Raw genomic sequence first — 19,505 nt, forward strand, 5'->3', positions numbered from 1 at the left:
GGTGGGTCGCTGAGCCTGTCGAAGCGCGGGTCGCTGAGCCCGCCCGCGCGTCCCTAGGCTGAGCGCATGAACGACGTCGTCCTCGCCGCGATCCTCGGCGCGCTCGGCGGCATCGCCCTCACGGCGCTGCTGCTGCTCGCCCGGCGGTTCGCGCGCGGGTCCGCCGACCTCGGCAGCGAGGCGGAGCAGGGGGCGCTGCGGGCGCTGCATCAGGCGAGTCTCGCCGCCCCGCACCTCCGCGGCGGATTGACCGGGCCGGATGCCGTCAAGGCCGCCCGGCACCTGCGCGCCCTGCTGGGCAGCGCCGCGGTCGCCATCGTCGGCGAGGACGACACGGTCACCCTCGACGGCGCCGCGGACGGGCTCGAATCCGCCGCCGTGCGCATCGCCGCCCAGGTGCGCGCGTCCGGTCGGCGGCAGGTGTTCCCCGCGCCCTCGCGGACGGACGACCTGGAGGCGGTCGGCGCGCCCATCCTCGTCGACGGGGTGACGGTCGGCGTGGTCGTCGCCTTCGCGTCGCCGGTGCGGGCCGCGCTCGTGCGGGCGGCCGAGGAGGTCGCCGACTGGTGCGCGGCGCAGGTCGAGCTCGGCGGACTCGAGGCCTCCCGCACCCAGCTCGCCGAGGCGGAGCTCCGGGCTCTGCGTGCCCAGATCTCCCCGCACTTCATCTACAACGCCCTCACCGCGATCGCCTCGTTCATCACGACCGACCCGGACCGGGCCCGGGACCTCGTGCTCGAGTTCGCCGACTTCACCCGCTACTCCTTCCGCCGGCAGGGAGAGTTCACCACCCTCGCGGAGGAGCTGGGCAGCATCCACTCGTACCTCGAACTGGAGCGCGCGCGGTTCGGGGAACGCCTGCGGGTGACGCTGCTGATCGCGCCGGAGACGCTCGCGACGGTCATCCCCTTCCTCTCGGTGCAGCCGCTCGTGGAGAACGCGGTGCGGCACGGCCTGGAACCGGGAGAGGGCGGGGGCGAGATCCGCATCACCTCCCGCGACGACGGCACGCACACCGAGATCCTCGTCGAGGACGACGGCGTGGGCATGGACCCGGACGGGCTGCGCGCCCTGCTCACGGCGCGTGAGGAGGGCGGTCACGTGGGTCTGCGCAACGTCGACACCCGGCTCCGCCAGGTCTACGGCACCGGGGGAGGTCTGGTCGTGGAGACCAACGCCGGCGCGGGTACCCTGGTGCGCATGCGAGTCCCGAAATCGCAGCCCCTCCACGACCCGGACGACGACTGAGGAGCGGCATGATCGACGTCCTCGTCGCCGACGACGAGCAGCCGGCCCTCGACGAGCTCGTGCACCTGCTGCGCGCCGACCCGCGCATCGGCGAGATCCTCACCGCGGGCAACGGCGCCGACGCGCTGCGTCAGCTCTCCGCGCGTGCGGTGCGGATCGCGTTCCTCGACATCCACATGCCGGGCCTGCTCGGCACCGAGCTCGCCCGCGCGCTCCTCGGTCTCGCGGAGCCGCCCGCGGTCGTTTTCGTCACCGCCGACGAGGCCCGTGCGGTCGAGGCGTTCGAGCTGCGCGCGGCGGACTACCTCCTCAAGCCGGTCCGGCGGGAACGGCTCCGCAGCGCCGTGGACAGGGTGGTCGCGCAGGAGGCCGCGCCGCGCGGCGAGGACGAGGTGCTGCCGGTGACCGTGGGCGCGTCCGTGCGGTTCGTCCGGCGCAGCGACGTGCGCTGGGTGCAGGCGCAGGGCGACTACGCGCGCCTGCACACCGAGGACGACGGGCCCGGCCACCTCGTGCGCATCCCGCTCTCCGAGCTCGAGACGCGGTGGGCGCCGGCCGGATTCCTCCGCATCCACCGTTCCACCCTCGTCCGGATCGACGCGGTGACAGAGGCGCGGCTGTCGGGCGGGGAGCCCGTCGTGGTCGTCGGCACGGCCGTGCTGCCGGTGAGCAGGAGGCTCGTCGCGGCGGTGCGGGAGGCGCTCGTGCGGGGGGAGGGAACGGGGTGACCGAGGCGCCGAAGCGGGTGCGGGTCACCGCGGACACCCCGCCGCGCCGCTCCTCCGCCGCCACGCGGGGCATCGCGCTGCCCGGAGCCCCGGTCGCGGAGGCCGACGCCGTCTACGCCCGTGCCCTGATGCGCAGCCAGCTCCGGCTCGCGCTCGGCACCGTCGCCGGGTTCGTGGTGGTCGTCGTCGCTCTGGCGCTCGGGATCGCGCTCATCCCCGAGGTCGACGCCGTCGTCCTCGGCGGGCTGCCGCTGTCGTGGCTCCTCCAGGCCTTCGCGTTCTACCCGGTGATCCTCGTCTTCGCGGTGCTGTACGTGCGCACGGCGGTCCGCAACGAGCGGCGGTACCGCGCCCTGCGAGACCGCGAGTGAACGCCGTGCTCGACCTCGTCGGGGTCGCCCTGGTCGTGCTCGCCACCCTCCTCATCGGCGTGTACGGGCTGCGGGTGTCGCGCACGACCAGCGACTTCTTCGTGGCGTCGCGTACGGTGCGTCCGGTCTGGAACGCCTCGGCCATCAGCGGCGAGTACCTGTCGGCCGGCACCTTCCTCGGCCTCTCCGGGCTCGTGCTGCTGGACGGCGCCCGCGGCTTCTGGTTCCCGATCGGGTACGCCGCGGGGTACCTGCTCGTGCTCGTGTTCGTGGCCGCGCCCCTGCGCCGGAGCGGGGCGTACACGATCCCCGACTTCGTCGAGGCCCGGCTCGACTCGACCGCCGCACGCCGCGTCACCAGCCTCGCGGTGCTCATCATCGGCTGGCTCTACATCGTGCCGCAGCTGCACGGCGCCGGCATCACGCTCGTCGTGGTCGCCGGGCTGCCGGAGTGGGTCGGCGCCGTGACGATCGCGGTGCTCGTGGCGGCGGCGGTCGCCGCGGGCGGCATGCGCGCGATCACCTTCGTGCAGGCGTTCCAGTACTGGCTCAAGCTCACCGCGCTCCTGGTGCCGGTGGTGTGCATCGCGTTCGCCCTGAGCGGCGGACCGCACGACTTCGATCCCGCCCTGGTCTTCCCCGCCGAGGCCGGGCCGTCCGGTTTCGACGCCTACGAGACCGCGTCGCTGCTGCTCGCCCTCCTCCTCGGCACGATGGGGCTGCCGCACGTCCTGGTGCGGTTCTACACGAGCCCGACCGGAGCCTCCGCGCGGCGGACCACCGTGATCGTCATCGCCATGGTGAGCGCGTTCTACGCCGTGTCGAGCGCGATGGGGCTCCTGGCGCGGATCGCCGCCCCCGACCTCGCGCGGCCGGGGGTCGCTGACACCGTGGTGCTGCAGCTCCCGTCGCGGGTGTTCCCTGGGCTCGCGGGTGAGCTGCTGACGGCGCTCATCGTCGCCGGGGCCTTCGCCGCATTCCTGGCGACGTCGGCCGGGCTCGTGGTCTCGCTCGCGGGGGTCATCAGTCAGGACGTCTTCTCCGGCTCTGTGCGCTCCTTCCGGCTGTCCGCGGTGCTGTGCGCGCTCGTGCCGCTGGGGGTCGCGCTGCTCACGGTTCCCGCGGGACTCGTGGCGAGCGTGGGGGTGGTGTTCGTCGTGGCGGCGTCGACGCTCTCGCCCGTGGTGCTGCTGGGCGTGTGGTGGCGGGGCCTCACCGCGCGCGGGGCGGTCGCGGGCATGGTGTGCGGCGGTGTCGCGACCGGGCTCGCCCTGCTCGTGCACGCCGCGGTGGATGGGGTCGGCGTCGCGGCACCGTACCTCGCGCAGCCCGCCGCCTGGACGATCCCGCTGGCGACCGGGGTCACGGTCGCCGTGTCGCTGCTCGACCCTCGCGGACCCTCGCCGCGCACGGACCGCTTCCTCGCCCGCGTGCACACCCCCGACCGCGCCTGAGTCCCCTTCTGCACCTGCTTCCTGGAACAGGCGATCACGCGGGTTCAGGCAGGTGAAAGCCCATCGAGCCTGAGCCGGCGCGAGTGCCTGAACAGCGGGAAGGGTCGGTGTGGTCGAGTCAGGAGGCTCCAGCGCGACGGCAGGCACTGGCGCGAGAACAGGCGGGGAGGACCAGGAGTGCCTGAACTCGCGCGGCTGCTTGAACTGGCGTGGGTGCCTGTGCTGGCGTGGGTGCCTGAACTGGCGGGAGGGCCTGAAGTGGCGGGAGGGCTTGTGTTGGCGTGGATGCCTGTTCGGGCGCGTCAGCGGGGTTGCGCGCGAGGGCAGGCAGTGGCGCGAAAACAGGCAGGGAAGGCAGGGAGTGCCTGTTCTGGCGGGAGTGCCTGCGTTGGCGCGGGTGCCTGTTCAGGCGCGTCAGCGAGGTCGCGCCCGAGGGCAGGCAGTGGCGTGAGAACAGGCAGGGAGAGTCATGAGTGCCTGTGCTGGCGGGACTGCCTGAATCAGCGGGAAGTGCCTGAATCAGCGGGAAGTGCCTGAATCAGCGGGAAGTGCCTGAATCAGCGGGAGTGCCTGAAACAGGGGGAGTGCCTGTGCGGGGGTCAGAGGGTGCGGCTGCGCGGCATCAGGCGCACCGGGGGGAGCGGCGGCGCGGGGATGCGCTGGTCGTGCCCCTCGACGACACCGAACCGGGGGGATGCGGCCTCCCAGTCCTCGCGGGCGGCGGCGATCTCGTCGTGGGAGCGCCCGGCGAAGTTCCACCACATGACGATCTCGTCCTCGAACGGCTCACCCCCGAGGAGGAACAGCAGCCCGCCCTCGCTGCTGGTCACCTCGACGCCGTCGCGGGAATCGCCGAGGTAGAGCATGTCGTTGCGGGTCATCGCGTGCTCGGGGACGGCGGCGTCGCCCTCGACGAGGAGCAGTGCGTGCTCCCAGTCCGGCCGCAGCGGCAGGCGCACCGTGGTTCCGGCCGGCACGACGATCTCCGCCCCGACGATCGGCGTGTGCACGGTCGCCGGCGAGTGCACGCCCGCGAACTCGCCGAGCACGACCGTGGCCGTGGCGTCCGATCCGGTCGCGGCCGAGAGGGTCGTCGTCGGCAGGTCGGTGTGCCGCTCGAAGCCGCCGTCGCCGTGGCGCGCGGACTCCGGGAGCACGACCCAGAACTGCAGCGCGTCGAGCGGGACGGGGCCGTCGCCCACGGAGTACTCCGAATGCGAGATGCCGTCGCCCGCGGTCATGAGGTTGAGCTGTCCGCGCCGGAGGTCGGCGTCGCTGCCCAGCGAATCGCGGTGCCGGATCTCGCCGACCAGCGGCCAGGTCACCGTCTGCAGACCGATGTGCGGATGCGGCTCGACGCGCATCCGGGTCTCGGCCGGGCCGAACCTGTCGAGGAAGCACCATGCGCCGATGGTGGGGAGGTTGCGATGCGGCAGCACCCGCAGCACCTCCATGCCGCGCACGCCGCCGAGCGGGACCGCCCGCGGCTCGAGGACGATCCGGCGCTGCCCGATCATTCCGCCCTGCCCGTGGGGTCCTCGTCCGCGCCGGCCGACTTCTCCTGCACCGGGGCGTCCGCCGTCGACCCCGGGCGCTGCGACCAGCGGATCTCAGCGCCGGGCACCTCGTGCGTCTGGAGGTACTTCGCGATGTACGGGCAGAGCGGCACGATCGCGTCGCCCCTCGACGCCACGTCGGTCAGTGCCGCCGCGGCCAGCTTCCCGGCCAGGCCCTGGCCCTGGAAGGCGGGGTCGATCTCGGTGTGCAGGAACCGGATCGCGCCGGGGCGGGTGTCGAACTCGGCGAACCCGGCCAGCACGTCATCGGAACGGATCTCGTAGCGGGAGGCCTCGTCGTTGCGGGTCACGGTGATGTCGGTCATCGGATGCTCCTTCCGGCGTCTGGAACCAACCTACGCCCGGGATCGAGGGTCCGGACCTGTGGACGTCGCCGTGCCGCTGTCCGTCGAGGTGATTACGCTGGAGGGATGCCGCAGACTCCCCGCGATCCGTACGACGGATGGATCCCCGAGCCGGACGCGGCATCCGACCAGCCCTGGGACGACGGGTGGGAGCCGACCGAGCCGCCGGAGCCGATGGACTGGGAGCCGCAGGGCGCGGGCTTCGAGCCGCCCCTCGACTGGGGTCCGGGGCCGACGACCGCGGTGACCACCGCGCCGGCCGTCCGCCGCGCCACGCCCAGCCGGTATGCGACGGCCCGCGAGGCACTGCACACCGTGTTCGGCTACGACGACTTCCGCGGCGACCAGGCGGCCATCGTCGAGCAGGTCATCGGCGGCGGCGACGCCGTCGTCCTGATGCCCACCGGTGGCGGCAAGAGCATCACGTACCAGGTGCCCGCTCTCGTGCGGGAGGGCACGGGACTGGTCATCAGCCCGCTCATCGCGCTCATGCACGACCAGGTCGACGCGCTGCGCGCCAACGGTGTGAAAGCCGCGTACCTCAACTCCACCCAGTCGATCGAGGAGCGCCGCGAGGTCGAGCGCGCCTATGTCGCCGGGGAGCTCGATCTCCTCTACGTCGCCCCGGAGCGGCTGTCGGGCGCGCAGACGACCGCTCTCCTGCAGCGCGGCACGCTCAGCGTCATCGCGATCGACGAGGCCCACTGCGTGTCGCAGTGGGGTCACGACTTCCGGCCCGACTACCTCGCCCTCGGCGACCTGGGCGAGCGGTTCCCCGGCGTCCCGCGCATGGCCCTGACCGCCACCGCGACGCGGGCCACGCACAAGGAGCTCACCGAGCGCCTGCACCTCGACGCGGCGAAGCACTTCGTGGCGAGCTTCGATCGCCCCAACATCCAGTACCGCATCGTCCCGAAGGTCGATCCCCGCAAGCAGCTCGTGCAGTTCATCCGGTCGCAGCCGGAGGGGGCGGCGGGCATCGTCTACGCGCTCAGCCGCAAGTCCGTCGAGCAGACGGCGACCTATCTCGCCGCGCAGGGTCTCGACGCGTTGCCGTATCACGCCGGTCTGCCCGCCGAGGTGCGGGCGGCGAACCAGTCGCGCTTCCTCCGTGAAGACGGCGTGGTGATGGTGGCCACCATCGCGTTCGGCATGGGGATCGACAAGCCCGACGTGCGCTTCGTCGCCCACATCGATCTGCCGAAGTCGGTCGAGGGGTACTACCAGGAGACCGGCCGCGCCGGCCGCGACGGCGAGCCGTCCGTGGCGTGGATGGCGTACGGGCTCGGCGATGTGGTGCAGCAGCGCCGTCTGATCGATCAGAGCCCCGGCGACCGCACCTTCAAGATGCGGATGGGGCAGCACCTCGACGCGATGCTCGCGCTGTGCGAGACGGTGGCGTGCCGTCGGCAGAACCTCCTCGGGTACTTCGGCCAGGACTCGCAGCCGTGCGGCAACTGCGACACGTGCCTCGACGACACGGCGACCTTCGACGGGCTCGTCCCCGCGCAGAAGCTGCTGTCCACGATCGTGCGGCTCAAGCGGGAGCGGAATCAGGCGTTCGGCGCGGGCCACCTCATCGACATCCTCCGCGGGGCCTCGACCGAGCGCATCCGCCAGCAGCGGCACGACGCCCTCGCGACCTACGGCATCGGCGCCGACCTCTCCGACCAGGACTGGCGGAGCGTGGTGCGCCAGCTCCTCGCCCGCGGCATCCTCGTCGCGCAGGGCGACTACGGCACGCTCGCTCCCGGAGAGGCCGCGGCCGGGGTGCTGCGCGGCGAGACCGCGGTGCCGCTCCGGAAAGACACGATCGGACGCCCGTCCTCGCCGTCCCGCGCCCGCAAGGCGAGTGCCGCCGACGCCCTCGACGCCGGCGACCGGGAGCTGTTCGAGGCGCTGCGGGCCTGGCGGGCCGAGACGGCGAGGGAACAGGGCGTCCCGGCGTACATCGTCTTCGGCGATGCCACGCTCCGTGCGCTCGCGGAGCATCGGCCCACGTCGCACGCCGACCTCGACGGCATCACCGGCATCGGTGCGAAGAAGCGCGAGGCCTACGGCGACGGTGTCCTCGCCGTCATCGCCGCCTCCTGACGCTCTCCCGTCGACCCACCCTCTTCCGCGCGAGCCACCCCTTTGCGGACGCTCGCAGGGGGCCGGGGCGCACGGAACGGGGTGGGTCGACGGAGGTGCTGCGGCGGATCCTGTCGCGAGCCGACAACGACAGGCGCAGACGGGGCGGCCGATGGTTGGAGGATGCGGACAGGGGACTTCGTGTCGTTTTGTCGCACACCTACCATGAGAGGCATCCACCTTCGTCTCTCCGAGAGGAACGCTCATGGTCGACGCCGCCGTCCGCCCTTCGACGACACCTGACCCGCGCGAGAGCGCGACCGCCCCGCGGATCGATGTCGCCCGCCTGAACGACGCCCTGATGGGCACCTGGGGCGACGTGCGCCGCCAGGCCCGCGAGATGATCAAGGACTCGGCGTTCTGGCGGAAGGACGAGCTCGGCAAGGACGACCACCGCGAGCGCGTGCTCAGCCAGCTCCACCTCCTCGTCGACAACAAGGCCGTGCACCGGGCGTTCCCGAAGCGCTTCGGCGGCGAGGAGAACAACGGCGGCAACATCGCCGGATTCGAGGAGCTCGTCGCCGCCGACCCGAGCCTGCAGATCAAGTCGGGCGTGCAGTGGGGCCTCTTCGGCTCCGCGATCCTGCAGCTCGGCACGAAGGAGCACCACGACAAGTGGCTCCCCGGTGTCATGGACCTGTCGATCCCCGGCGCGTTCGCGATGACCGAGATCGGGCACGGCTCCGACGTCGCCGCGGTCGGCACCACCGCCACCTACGACCCGGAGACGGAGGAGTTCGTCATCCACACGCCGTTCCGGGGAGCTGTGAAGGAGTACCTCGGCAACGCGGCGCTGCACGGCATCGCGGCGACGGTCTTCGCCCAGCTCATCACGAACGGCGTGAACCACGGCGTGCACTGCTTCTACGTGCCCCTGCGCGGCGAGGACGGCGTGGATCTGCCGGGCATCGGTCGCGAGGACGACGGCCTCAAGGGCGGACTGAACGGCATCGACAACGGCCGGCTCTCCTTCGACCAGGTGCGCATCCCGCGCACGAACCTGCTGAACCGCTACGGCGACGTCGCCCCGGACGGCACCTACTCCAGCGCGATCGACAGCCCCGGCCGCCGCTTCTTCACGATGCTCGGCACCCTCGTGCAGGGACGCGTCTCGCTCGACGGCGCCGCTTCCTGGGCCTCTGCGCTCGGCCTGCACATCGCGATCACCTACGCCACCCAGCGTCGCCAGTTCGACGGGGCGGACGGGCAGGAGGTCGTGCTGATGGACTACGGCAAGCACCAGCGCCGTCTGCTCCCGCGCCTGGCCACCACGTACGCGCAGATCTTCGCGCACGACGAGTTCCTGCAGAAGTTCGACGGCGTCTTCTCCGGCCGCACCGACACCCCGGACGACCGGGAGGACCTGGAGACGCTCGCGGCGGCGCTCAAGCCGCTGTCGACCTGGCATGCGCTCGACACGCTGCAGGAAGCCCGCGAGGCGTGCGGCGGCGCCGGCTTCATGTTCGAGAACCGGCTCGTCGGGCTCCGTGCCGACCTCGACATCTACGTCACGTTCGAAGGCGACAACAACGTCCTGCTCCAGCTCGTGGGCAAGCGGCTGCTGACCGATTACGCGAAGCAGTTCCAGGGCAAGGACGCCGCGGCGCTCGCGCGCTACGCCGTGGGGATGACCGCCGGCAAGGTGTTCCACGGCGCCGGCCTCCGTCAGCTCGGTCAGGCGGTGACCGACTTCGGTCAGGTCGCCCGGTCGGTGGAGCGCGGACTGCGCGAGGAGCAGCAGCACGACCTCCTCGCGGGTCGCGTGCAGCAGATGGTCGCCGACATCGCGACCCGGCTGCGTGCCGCCGGCAAGGACAAGGTGCTCGGGGCGCGGCTGTTCAACGAGAACCAGGCCGAGCTCATCGAGGCGGCCAGGGCGCACGGCGAGCTGCTGCAGTGGGAGGCCTTCACCGACGCCGTCCACGCGATGGACGACGCCGAGACGAAGAAGGTCATGACCTGGCTGCGTGACCTCTTCGGTCTGCAGCTCATCGAGAAGCACCTCGCCTGGCACCTCATCCACGGGCGGCTCTCCACCCAGCGGGCCGCGGCGGTGTCGAGCTACATCGATCGGCTGTGCGCGCGGCTGCGTCCGTACGCGCTCGACCTCGTGGACGCGTTCGGCTACGAGCCCGAGCACGTGCGGGCTCCCATCGCGAGCGGTGCGGAGAAGCAGCGGCAGGACGAGGCCCGCGCGTACTACGCCGACCTCGAGGCCACCGGTCAGGCTCCCGTCCTGGAGAAGACCCTCAAGCGGCAGAAGCGCTGAGCGGTCGGCCCGGGCCGCACAGACGGCCCGGGTCCTCCGGACAGCGGATTCATCGGCGGGGGCGGATAGTCTCGGCGAGTACCGACCCGAGGAGCATCATGTCGACCGTCACCGCCTACGCCGCCCCCGCCGAAGCCGCCCCGCTCGAGAAGACCGTCATCGAGCGCCGGGAGCTGGGCCCGCACGACATCCTCATCGACATCGCCTTCGCCGGCATCTGCCACTCCGACATCCACACCGTCCGCGGAGACTGGGGCCCGCAGCAGTACCCGCTCGCCCCGGGACACGAGATCACCGGAACGGTCGCCGCGGTAGGGTCCGAGGTCACGAAGCACGCCCTCGGCGACCGCGTCGGTGTCGGCTGCCTGGTGAACTCGTGCCGGGAGTGCGTGTACTGCCTCCGCGGCGACGAGCAGTTCTGCACGCAGGGCGCCGTCGGCACCTACGGAGCGGTCGACCGCGACGGCACGATCACCCAGGGCGGCTACTCCGAGCAGGTCGTCGTCACCGAGGACTTCGTGCTGCGGATCCCGGACGCCCTGCCCCTGGACGCGGCGGCTCCCCTGCTGTGCGCGGGCATCACCACGTACTCGCCGTTGCGGCACTGGAAGGTCGGCCCAGGCACGCGCGTCGCGGTGATCGGACTCGGTGGCCTCGGTCACATGGGCGTGCAGATCGCGCACGCCCTCGGCGCGGAGGTGACCGTGCTGTCGCAGACGCTCGCGAAGCAGGACGACGGCCTCCGCCTGGGCGCCGACCGCTACTTCGCGACGGGCGACCGCGACACCTTCCGCGACCTGCGGGGCTCCTTCGACGTGATCCTCAACACCGTGAGCGCCGTCATCGACCTCCGCTCCTACCTCGGGCTGCTCGACGTGGACGGCACCATCGTGTGCGTCGGTGCTCCGGCGGAGGCCCTCGCCCTGAACGCGGGGTCGCTGATCGCCGGACGACGCTCCATCGCCGGCTCGAACATCGGCGGCATCCGGGAGACTCAGGAGATGCTCGACTTCTGCGCCGCGCACGGCATCACCGCGCAGATCGAGGTCATCCCCGCGTCGGCCATCAACGAGGCGTACGAGCGCGTCCTCGCGTCCGACGTCCGCTACCGCTTCGTCATCGACGCCGCCACCTTCGCCGACTGACGCGGTCCCGGTCCCGTCCGAGTCCGTCCGCTCCGTCGCGGGATCACAATCGCACCCCCGGTGCCTGCCTGAGGAGCGATTTCCGTCCCGCGAACTTCGAGTCCGCAGAGCCGGGACGGAAAAGTCTCCGGATGAGGGCCGCGCAGGCGCGGTTCTGACTCCGCGCTGGTCTCGGAGGGCACCGTCTGCCGGAGGACCTCGGTCTGGGCGCCGCGCTCGGTGCGGGATGGGAAAGGTGCCGCGGATCTGCGCCGAAGGGCCCTTTTCGATCCCGCGATGGAGGTCTGGGGCGGGGCGGGATGGAAAACGGGCCTGGGGAGGAGAGGGGAGGGGCGGAAGTGAACTCGCACCGAGGACGAGGGACGAGGGACGTGGGACGCGGGACGGGGAAGGGGCAGGGGGCGAGGGACGTGGGACGGGAGCGGGGGCGTCGGTGGGGGCGGATACGGTGAGGGGATGACCTCCCTCCTCCTGGGGCCCGACTCCCGCGCGCGCTGCGCCTGGGTCGGCGACGACGCAGAATACCGCCGGTACCACGACGAAGAGTGGGGGACGCCGCTGCACGGGGACCGTGCGCTGTTCGAGAAGATGGCGCTGGAGGGGTTCCAGGCGGGACTCTCGTGGATCACGATCCTGCGCAAGCGCCCGCGGTTCCGCGAGGTGTTCGCGGGGTTCGAGCCGGAGGCGGTGGCGGCGTTCGACGAGGCGGACGTGGAACGGCTGATGGCCGACACCGGCATCATCCGCAACCGCGCCAAGATCCTGGCGACGATCGGCAATGCGCGGATCGTGGAGTCGATGGCGGACGGGGAGCTCGACGCGCTGATGTGGTCGTTCGCTCCGCCGGCGACCGGAGCACGGCCACGCGAGTTCGCCGACGTCCCCGCTGTCACCCCGGAATCGACCGCGTTGAGCAAGGAACTGCGGCGGCGAGGGTTCCGCTTCGTCGGGCCGACGACGATGTACGCCCTCATGCAGTCGGCGGGCATGGTGGACGACCACATCGCGGGGTGCTGGAAGGCCTGACGGCCCGACGAGAAGAGCGCGGGGCCACCGTCCCTCGCCCGATATACTCGGCACATCGGGGGATCCCCCGGCGCACGACGCCGGGCGGCTGCAGGCGCGCGGTCTCCCATCAGACCGTGAGGAGCAGGTGTGGCAACGCGCATGGCAGCGACACCGCCGACGCTGGCGGGGTACAGCTACGTGCGCCCGCTCGGGTCCGGTGGGTTCGCCGACGTGTTCCTCTACGAACAGGACATGCCGCGCCGCGTCGTCGCCGTCAAGGTCCTGCTCGCGGATGCCGTGAACCCCGAGGTGCTGCAGACCTTCAATGTGGAAGCCGACATCTCGGCGCGGCTGAGTGCTCACCCCTCGATCGTCACGATCTACCAGGCGTCCATCTCGGCGGACGGGCGGCCGTACTTCGCGATGGAGTACTGCCCGGACACGATGAGTGCGCGGTACAAGAAGGCTCCGCTTCCGCTCGCCGAGGTGCTCGACATCGGCGTCCGCATGGCCGGCGCTCTGGAGACCGTGCACCGGGCCGGGCTGCTGCACCGCGACATCAAGCCGTCGAACGTGCTCATCAACTCGCTCGGCGCGCCCGTGCTGGCCGACTTCGGCATCGCGGCCGCCGTCATCGAGGAGGGCGAGGGCGAGACCATCGCGATGTCCGTGCCCTGGAGCTCCCCCGAGGTGCTGCAGGAACGCGTGTCCGGATCGATCCCCAGCGAGGTGTGGAGCCTCGGCGCGACGCTGTACACGCTGCTCGCCGGACGCAGTCCGTTCGAACGCGCCGACCGCGGCTCGAACTCGCGCGACCAGCTCACGGACCGCATCATCAAGGCGCGCTACACGGCGGTGCCGGTCCCCGGCATCCCGTCGATCATCGACGACATCTTCGCGAGCGCCATGCACCGCGACCCGGCGAAGCGGCCGGCGAGCATGGCGGAGTTCGCGGAGAAGCTGCGCTGGGCGCAGTACGAGCTCGGCATCTCGCCGACGGCCTTCGAGGCGGCGTCGGCGGAGTGGGCCGCGGCGGCGCCGGTGAACTTCTCGGATACGAGCGTCCGCGGGCCGGTCATCACGACGGTCGCGCCCGACTCGCGGAGGGCGGCGCGCGCCGCCCGTCCGCACGCCTCACCCCGTGAGCGGGACGACGTCCCCGCGAGCGCCCGTGGCCGAAGCCGGTCCCCCCTGGTCGTCGGTATCGTCGGCGCCGTGATCGGCGCCGCCGTCATCGCGGGTCTGGGAACCGCGGTCCTGTTCCTCACGGGGATCCTCTGATGGCGGCAGGCAACCGCACCGGCGCCGAGGCGGCGACCCCGCCCAGGGGCAAGCTGATCGCGCTGATCTCCGGGGCCCTGGCGCTCGTGGTCGTCGTGGCGCTCGCGGTGACGGCGCAGGGGTATCAGTCGCAGGAGGTGCCGCGTCTCGAACCGGCGGTCTGGGTCATGCGCGACAGCGGGCAGTATGCGCGCGTCAACACCGAGCTCGCCGAGATCGACACGGTCCGCGACGTCGATGACCCTGAGGCGGTCTGGCAGAGCGGCTCCAGCACGGTGCTCTACGCACAGGGGAATCGGCAGCGGTGGGACGTCGATCCGGCCAGCCCCGCCGATCTGCTCTCTGACAGCTCTGAGGAGGGGACGCCGCTCGCTTCGCAGCCGACCCCCGCCGGGACCCGCGACGTCCTCTCCGCCGGGGTCTACGTGGCCTACCGCACCGACACCGGGCAGGTCTCGGTGTCCACCCTGGCACCGGGGGCGGGGACGGCCCTCGTCGATCCCTTCGCCGAGGTCGAGGTCGAGGAGGGGGAGGACCCGCCTACCTACACCGCCGATGCGATCGGGCTCTCACCGGACGGCCTGCTCGTCCTCTACTCCGCGGACGAAGGGGCGGTCCGCCGGTTCGACATCGACGAGCACCGGTTCCTGGGGGATGAGTCACCCGTGGCCGATGCGCCGGAAGCCGGGGAGGGCCTGGCGATCGCGGTCGTCGGGGAACGCTGGGCGATGCTGCAGCCGACCTCCGGCGAGCTGTGGCTCTCCGGACGCGATGCGGCGGTCACGCTCGACGTCGCCGAGGACGCACGCCTGCAGCGCGGAGCCGCCGAGGGCGACGCGGTGCTGGTCGCGGACTCGGACGGCCTCGTCTCCGTCGACCTCGCGTCCGGAGAGGCCGACCGGGTGGCGGAGGCCTCCGGCGTCCCCGCCGCACCGGTCACGGTCCGCGGGGAGACCTATGCGGCGTGGCTCGACAGCGGCGGCGGAACCCTGTGGAGCGCGGGGGAGACCACCCCGCTGCAGGTCCCGGACGAGACCCTCGACGCGGCCGCCATCGAGCCGGTGTTCCAAGGGAACGGCGACCGCGCGGTGCTCGTCGAGACCGGGACGGGCCTCATCTGGACGGCGCCGGACGGCGTGCTGATCCCGCTCGAGCAGTGGAAGATCGAGGACGACACCGAGCAGCAGGAGGGCACGATCGTCGTCGAGGACGTGGCGGAGCAGCTTCCGCCGGTGGCCGTCGACGACGCGTTCGGCGTGCGTGCGGGGGAGCAGGTCATCCTGCCGGTCCTCCTGAACGATCACGACCCGAACAAGAAGGACGTGCTCACGATCGATCCCGAATCCGTCGCGTCCGGCCTGAGCGATCCCGCATTCGGGGAACTGGCGCTCGTGGCGGACGGGCAGTCGCTGGTCGTCGATGTGAAGGCGGGCTCGGGCCAGGCGAGCTTCACGTACGCCGTGACAGACGGTGCGGCCGTCTCGCCGCCGGCGACGGTGACGCTGACGGTCGTCGATCCAGGAGTCAACTCCGCCCCGGTCTGGTGCGGAGTCGACGCCTGCAAGCAGGAGTGGCCGACGCCGCAGATCCTCGCCGGCGGCAGCACGATCGTCTCAGCGCTCTCCGGCTGGGTCGACCCCGAGGGCGATGCCTTCATCCTGAGCGACGCCTATGAGACGGATCCCTCGGCGCCGGTGATGGTGGCGCCGACGGACGACGGCCGCGTCGCCATCCGGCACACCGACCCGAACGCCGCGGATGCCGTTATCCCGGTCACGGTGGTGGTGCAGGACGTGCACGGTGCGACCGCGGAGAAGACCCTCGAGGTCCAGGTCAGCGGCAGCCCCGCCCTCCAGGCATCGGCCGTCGCGGTGACTGCCCGCGTCGGCGAGCGGCAGTCGATCCGCATCTCCGATCATCTGTCCGGAGGCTCCGGGTCGTATCGCCTCGTCGATGCCGTCCAGACCGCCGCGACCGCGCAGGGCTTCGAGGTCACCCCCAACGCGGCGGCGGGCACGGTGGAGCTGACCGCGGCAGAGCCCGGCCAGTACGTGGTCACGTACACCGCGCAGGACGCCACGACCCAGGCCGAGCAGTCCGCGGTCATCCGCGTCACGGCGGTCGACGGCTCCGCTGCGCTCGCGATGGCGCCGTTGACGGCATTCGTGCGCGAGGGCGAGGACACGACCGTCGATGTGCTCCGCGCGGTGCAGAACACCAGCGGACGGGTGCTGCTGCTGTCCGACGCCGTGAGCTCCACCCCCCAGCTCAACGTGCGCGTGGTCGGGAACGAGAGCCTGCGGGTGAACGGGACGACGGAGGACGGCGAGCCCGGCCTGATCGGGAAGGCCACCGTCACGGTCGCTGATGGCGCGGGCGGGGCCGTCCAGGGCACGGTGAGCGTGTTCCTCACCCCGCCGTCCACCGTCACCCGCCCGATCGTCTTCCCGGACGCGGTGACCGTGCGGGCGGGCTCGCTCACGCGCATCGAGGTCGCCGCCAACGACGTCGCCCCCCGCGGGGAGCCGCTCCTCGTGCTCCCGGAGGTGACAGGGTCGGGCGAACCGGACGAACTCGTCTTCGCCGACCGCAACGCGCTGCGCTACCTGGCACCGAAGACACCAGGCACCTATCGACTGACGTACTCGGTCTCGCTCGAACGGAACCCGTCCCTGTCCGACGACGGCGTCGTGACGGTCACCGTCGTCCCGCCGGGGACGAACCGCGCTCCCACGCCGATCGCTCTCACCGGTCGCGTCCTCAGCGGGCAGACCGTGACGATTCCGGTGCCGACGACCGGGATGGACGGAGACGGGGACCGCGTGGTGCTGTCCGGGGTCGACCAGCCGAAGAAGGGCGGGGGCACGGCGACCATCTCGGCCAGCGGCGAGGCGATCGTCTACCGGGCCCCGGCCGGGGGAGTGGACGGCGGACAGGTGTCGTTCCGGTACACCGTGCGCGACCCGCAGGGTGAGGAAGGCAGCGGCGCCGTCCGCATCGGCGTCCTGGACGCGGACGTCGAGGACGCCGCTCCGGTGACGTTCAGCGACTACGTCCGGGTCGAGGCCGGGTCTCGCACACCGGTCGTGCTGGACCCCCGGTCGAACGACCTCGACCCCGCGCAGAGCGAGCTCGAGATCACCGCGCTCGTCCCGAACGCGCCTCCCGTCAAGGGGAACCCGCTGTACGAGCGGCTGAATGCACTGATCGATTCCGACACCTCCCTGAAGGACGGCCGCGTCGTGCTGCGCGCCGGGGAGACGGCGGGGACGAACTCCTACTTCTACACCGTGAAGTCGACGCGGACCGGGAGCACGGCACAGGGCCTCATCGTGCTGACCGTGACCGAGGGCACGGTCGCCGACCAGCCGGTCGTGACGGACACCGTGCTCACGGCGCGCGACCGGGACGACCTCGTGGACGGCGGCGTCGACGTCGTCACGGACCGGGTGCGCTGGCCGTCCGGCGACGTCTCGTCACTCCGTCTGAGCCTGTGGGGCGAACAGGCCGGGTACACGGTGAAGGGGAACCGGATCATCGGCGCCGCGCCGAAGGAGGGTGCACTGGTGCCCTTCCAACTCACCGGAACCGCCGCCGGCGGACGGGATGTGACCGCCTACGGCTTCCTGCGGATCCCGGCGTTCGACGACATGCAGGTCCAGCTCGTCCCCGGTGCGACGCCGGTCGTCGTCGACGAGGACGCGGCCGTCAGCTTCGCGGTGCCGGACTACCTCGATCTGCCGTCGTCGGATGCCGTGGAGATCGGCTCCGGAGCGTTCACCGCGCAGCGGGCTGCGGCGTCGTGCGCGGCAGACGGCCCCCGCACGGCGGAGTACCGTGCCGGTCGTGAGGCGCCGTGGTCGGACACCTGCTTGATCCCGGTGCGTCTGGACGGACAGAAGCGCTGGTCCTACATCGACGTCCCGGTCAGCATCCGTCCGTCCGAACCGCAGCTGCTGCTCTCCTCGATCTCGCACACGATCGCGCCGGGGGCCACGGAGAGCGTCGACCTCTACGCCAACATGGCCGCGTGGGAAGGCGGACGCGAGGGCAACGCGGGTTCCCTCGAGTACCGGATCGTGTACTCGGGCTCGGCGTTCGTGGTCACGCAGAGTGGGGCGAAGCTGACGATCGAGGCGCGTGCCGACGCGCGACCGGGCAACACCGAGAACGTCAGCGTGACGGTGCCGCAGTACGGGCAGCCCTCAGCCTCCGTGCGTCTGGTCGTGGGCGCGGCCCCACCGGACGCCCCGCGGGGAGCGACCTTCACGAAGCAGTGCGTCGTCACCAGCGCTCGCTGCTCGATCGACGTCGTCGATGTGGCGGGCGAGTACGATCCCTTCGCCGGCAAGCCGGGCTCCGGGCTGCGACTGATGTCGCTCGGGGCGGGATCGCGCTGCGACGTCGCCTCGCTCTCGACGGCGGGCTCCAAGACGATCACCGCGAGCTGGCCCGGTGGCGGGCAGGCGCCGGGCGGGCAGTGCGTGGTCTCGTTCGTGGTGGCCGACGCGCAGGGGCGGACCGGCACGGGCACCCTCACGCTCGACCTGCAGGGATTCCCGCAGGCACCGGCGAGCGTGACCACCGTGGGCTTCACCCGCTCGACCGTCGTGCTGGAGGTGCCGCTCGGCGAGGCGCGCCGCGCCCACCCCGCGGTGTCGGGCGTGACCATCCTCCAGGACGGGGCAGCGGCCAATGCCTCCTGCAGTCCGGCCGGCGCCGTGTACCGCTGCACGGTGAACGGGCTGACCAACGGTGCGCCGCACACCTTCACGGCGGCAGCGGTCAACGCCGTCGGCACATCGGCCGCCACCTCGCCGCACACGAGCTGGGCCTACGCCGCCCCGGTCGTGGCGAACGCGACGGCCACGCCGGAGTACCGACCGGGAGTCTCCGACCGCGGACGCGGGGCGGTGCGGGTATCGATCGACGCCGCCGACGATGCTGTCTCCTTCCGGATCGAGGAGACGGGCGAGGTCATCAATCGCACGGGGGCGACCACCACGGCCGATATCGCGCTGTCGCCGGGGGCGCAGACGCTCACGATCGTCCCGATCAGCCAGTTCCAGCCGCCCACCGGCGGCGGCAACGAAGGCGGCGGGTTCCGTACATCCGTGACCGTCGCCGGTTCCGTGTACTTCGACCCGGCGACGACGCAGGCGACGGCGGTCTCGAACACGGCGGTGAACGTCTCCGGCATCGCGGCACAGGCCAACGGCAGCACCAGGGGCGTCCAGGTCACCTATGTCGCGTGGCGATCGGGCAGCGTCAGCTGCACGGCGAACGGAGACGGCTCGCTGTCGGTCTCCGGCGGCGAGGTGCGGTCCGAGTCCCCCTCTCTGCAGGGGCTGCGGCCGTACCAGCTGTATTACGTCAAGGCGTGCGCGTCGAACGGCTACGGAGTGGCCGAGTCGTCCACCACGACGGTCTTCACGTTCACGTTCGTCGACGGCCCCGGCGGTGACACCACCTACACGGTCGCGAAGGACCCCCGGCGCGACGGGAACCGCTACGACTACGGCCTGGCCTCGGCGCCGCGCATCGACGTCGAGAACGGCTTCGTGCCGCAGTACTACCTGTACGGGCAGTGGGTCGGCGACTTCGCCCTCACGCCCGATTCGTCCCCGGGGCAGGTCCGCGCCCGCGCCTGCCATGCCACCCAGAGCAATTCCTGCTCCGGCGAGGTGAATATCACCGCGACGACCGCGCCGACCGTCGTCAACGCCGTGTTCCAGCCCTGCATGCCCGTCGTCGAGGGCGATGTCGTGACGGTGTCCGCCGCGGCACGCGGCTCGTACATCCTCGAGGTGACGCCCCTGGTCGACACTCCCGGCACCTTCGACGTGAAGATCACGTGGACCGGAGCCTTCGCCACCCTGACCCCCATCACGCATCGCATCACGGGCCTGTGCCCCTGACCGCCGAGCACACCGACACGAATACTCTT

General features: G+C 71.8%; 12 protein-coding genes. 10 read left to right on the forward strand and 2 right to left on the reverse strand.

From position 1 onward, the window contains the following. Window positions 1–66: 66 nt before the first annotated feature. From DW296_RS11580 to DW296_RS11595, 4 genes are read left to right on the forward strand one after another with little or no spacing between them, the layout of a single operon-like run. On the forward strand, window positions 67–1,248 hold the full coding sequence (locus tag DW296_RS11580) for a sensor histidine kinase (RefSeq protein ID WP_136052358.1): 1,182 nt from the start codon (window positions 67–69) through the stop codon (window positions 1,246–1,248). 8 nt (window positions 1,249–1,256) lie between these two features. After that, the gene (locus DW296_RS11585; protein WP_136052359.1) at window positions 1,257–1,976 is read left to right on the forward strand and encodes a LytR/AlgR family response regulator transcription factor; all 720 of its coding nucleotides are present in this window, start codon (window positions 1,257–1,259) and stop codon (window positions 1,974–1,976) included. Then, window positions 1,973–2,347: a heavy metal transporter gene (locus DW296_RS11590; RefSeq protein ID WP_102208708.1), complete on the forward strand. Its 375-nt coding sequence runs from the start codon at window positions 1,973–1,975 to the stop codon at window positions 2,345–2,347. Before DW296_RS11585 ends, DW296_RS11590 begins: the two co-directional genes overlap by 4 nt. After that, window positions 2,344–3,801: a sodium/solute symporter gene (locus tag DW296_RS11595; protein ID WP_136052360.1), complete on the forward strand. Its 1,458-nt coding sequence runs from the start codon at window positions 2,344–2,346 to the stop codon at window positions 3,799–3,801. Before DW296_RS11590 ends, DW296_RS11595 begins: the two co-directional genes overlap by 4 nt. Before the next feature lie 599 nt (window positions 3,802–4,400). Here DW296_RS11595 and DW296_RS11600 read toward each other — a convergent pair. Together DW296_RS11600 and DW296_RS11605 are read right to left on the reverse strand one after the other, a co-directional pair. Then, window positions 4,401–5,318, reverse strand: coding sequence for a pirin family protein (locus DW296_RS11600; RefSeq protein WP_136052361.1), 918 nt, complete (start codon window positions 5,316–5,318; stop codon window positions 4,401–4,403). After that, window positions 5,315–5,683 carry a GNAT family N-acetyltransferase gene (locus DW296_RS11605; RefSeq protein ID WP_136052362.1) on the reverse strand — a complete coding sequence of 123 codons (369 nt, stop codon included), beginning with the start codon at window positions 5,681–5,683 and terminating at the stop codon, window positions 5,315–5,317. Before DW296_RS11605 ends, DW296_RS11600 begins: the two co-directional genes overlap by 4 nt. 105 nt (window positions 5,684–5,788) lie before the next feature. On the opposite strand from DW296_RS11605, the gene recQ reads away from it, so the two are divergent. The 6 genes from recQ (at window position 5,789) to DW296_RS16495 (ending at window position 19,476) form a co-directional block, all read left to right on the forward strand. Further along, complete coding sequence (recQ, locus tag DW296_RS11610; RefSeq protein ID WP_168429029.1) at window positions 5,789–7,816, forward strand: DNA helicase RecQ; 2,028 nt, start codon at window positions 5,789–5,791, stop codon at window positions 7,814–7,816. 244 nt (window positions 7,817–8,060) lie between these two features. Then, window positions 8,061–10,124 (forward strand): acyl-CoA dehydrogenase family protein, encoded by a 2,064-nt coding sequence (locus tag DW296_RS11615; RefSeq protein ID WP_136052363.1) that lies wholly within the window; start codon window positions 8,061–8,063, stop codon window positions 10,122–10,124. Between the two features lie 98 nt (window positions 10,125–10,222). After that, window positions 10,223–11,269 (forward strand): NAD(P)-dependent alcohol dehydrogenase, encoded by a 1,047-nt coding sequence (locus DW296_RS11620; protein ID WP_136052364.1) that lies wholly within the window; start codon window positions 10,223–10,225, stop codon window positions 11,267–11,269. Between the two features lie 456 nt (window positions 11,270–11,725). After that, window positions 11,726–12,295 (forward strand): DNA-3-methyladenine glycosylase I, encoded by a 570-nt coding sequence (locus DW296_RS11625; RefSeq protein WP_136052365.1) that lies wholly within the window; start codon window positions 11,726–11,728, stop codon window positions 12,293–12,295. 129 nt (window positions 12,296–12,424) lie between these two features. Next, window positions 12,425–13,558 (forward strand): protein kinase domain-containing protein, encoded by a 1,134-nt coding sequence (locus tag DW296_RS11630; RefSeq protein WP_168429030.1) that lies wholly within the window; start codon window positions 12,425–12,427, stop codon window positions 13,556–13,558. Then, window positions 13,558–19,476, forward strand: a complete 5,919-nt coding sequence (locus DW296_RS16495) for an Ig-like domain-containing protein (protein WP_168429031.1) — start codon at window positions 13,558–13,560, stop codon at window positions 19,474–19,476. Before DW296_RS11630 ends, DW296_RS16495 begins: the two co-directional genes overlap by 1 nt. The last annotated feature ends 29 nt before the right edge of the window (window positions 19,477–19,505 follow it).

Origin of the sequence: Microbacterium sp. K36, from assembly GCF_004794355.1 — a bacterium.
Classification (GTDB): Bacteria; Actinomycetota; Actinomycetes; order Actinomycetales; family Microbacteriaceae; genus Microbacterium; species Microbacterium paraoxydans_D.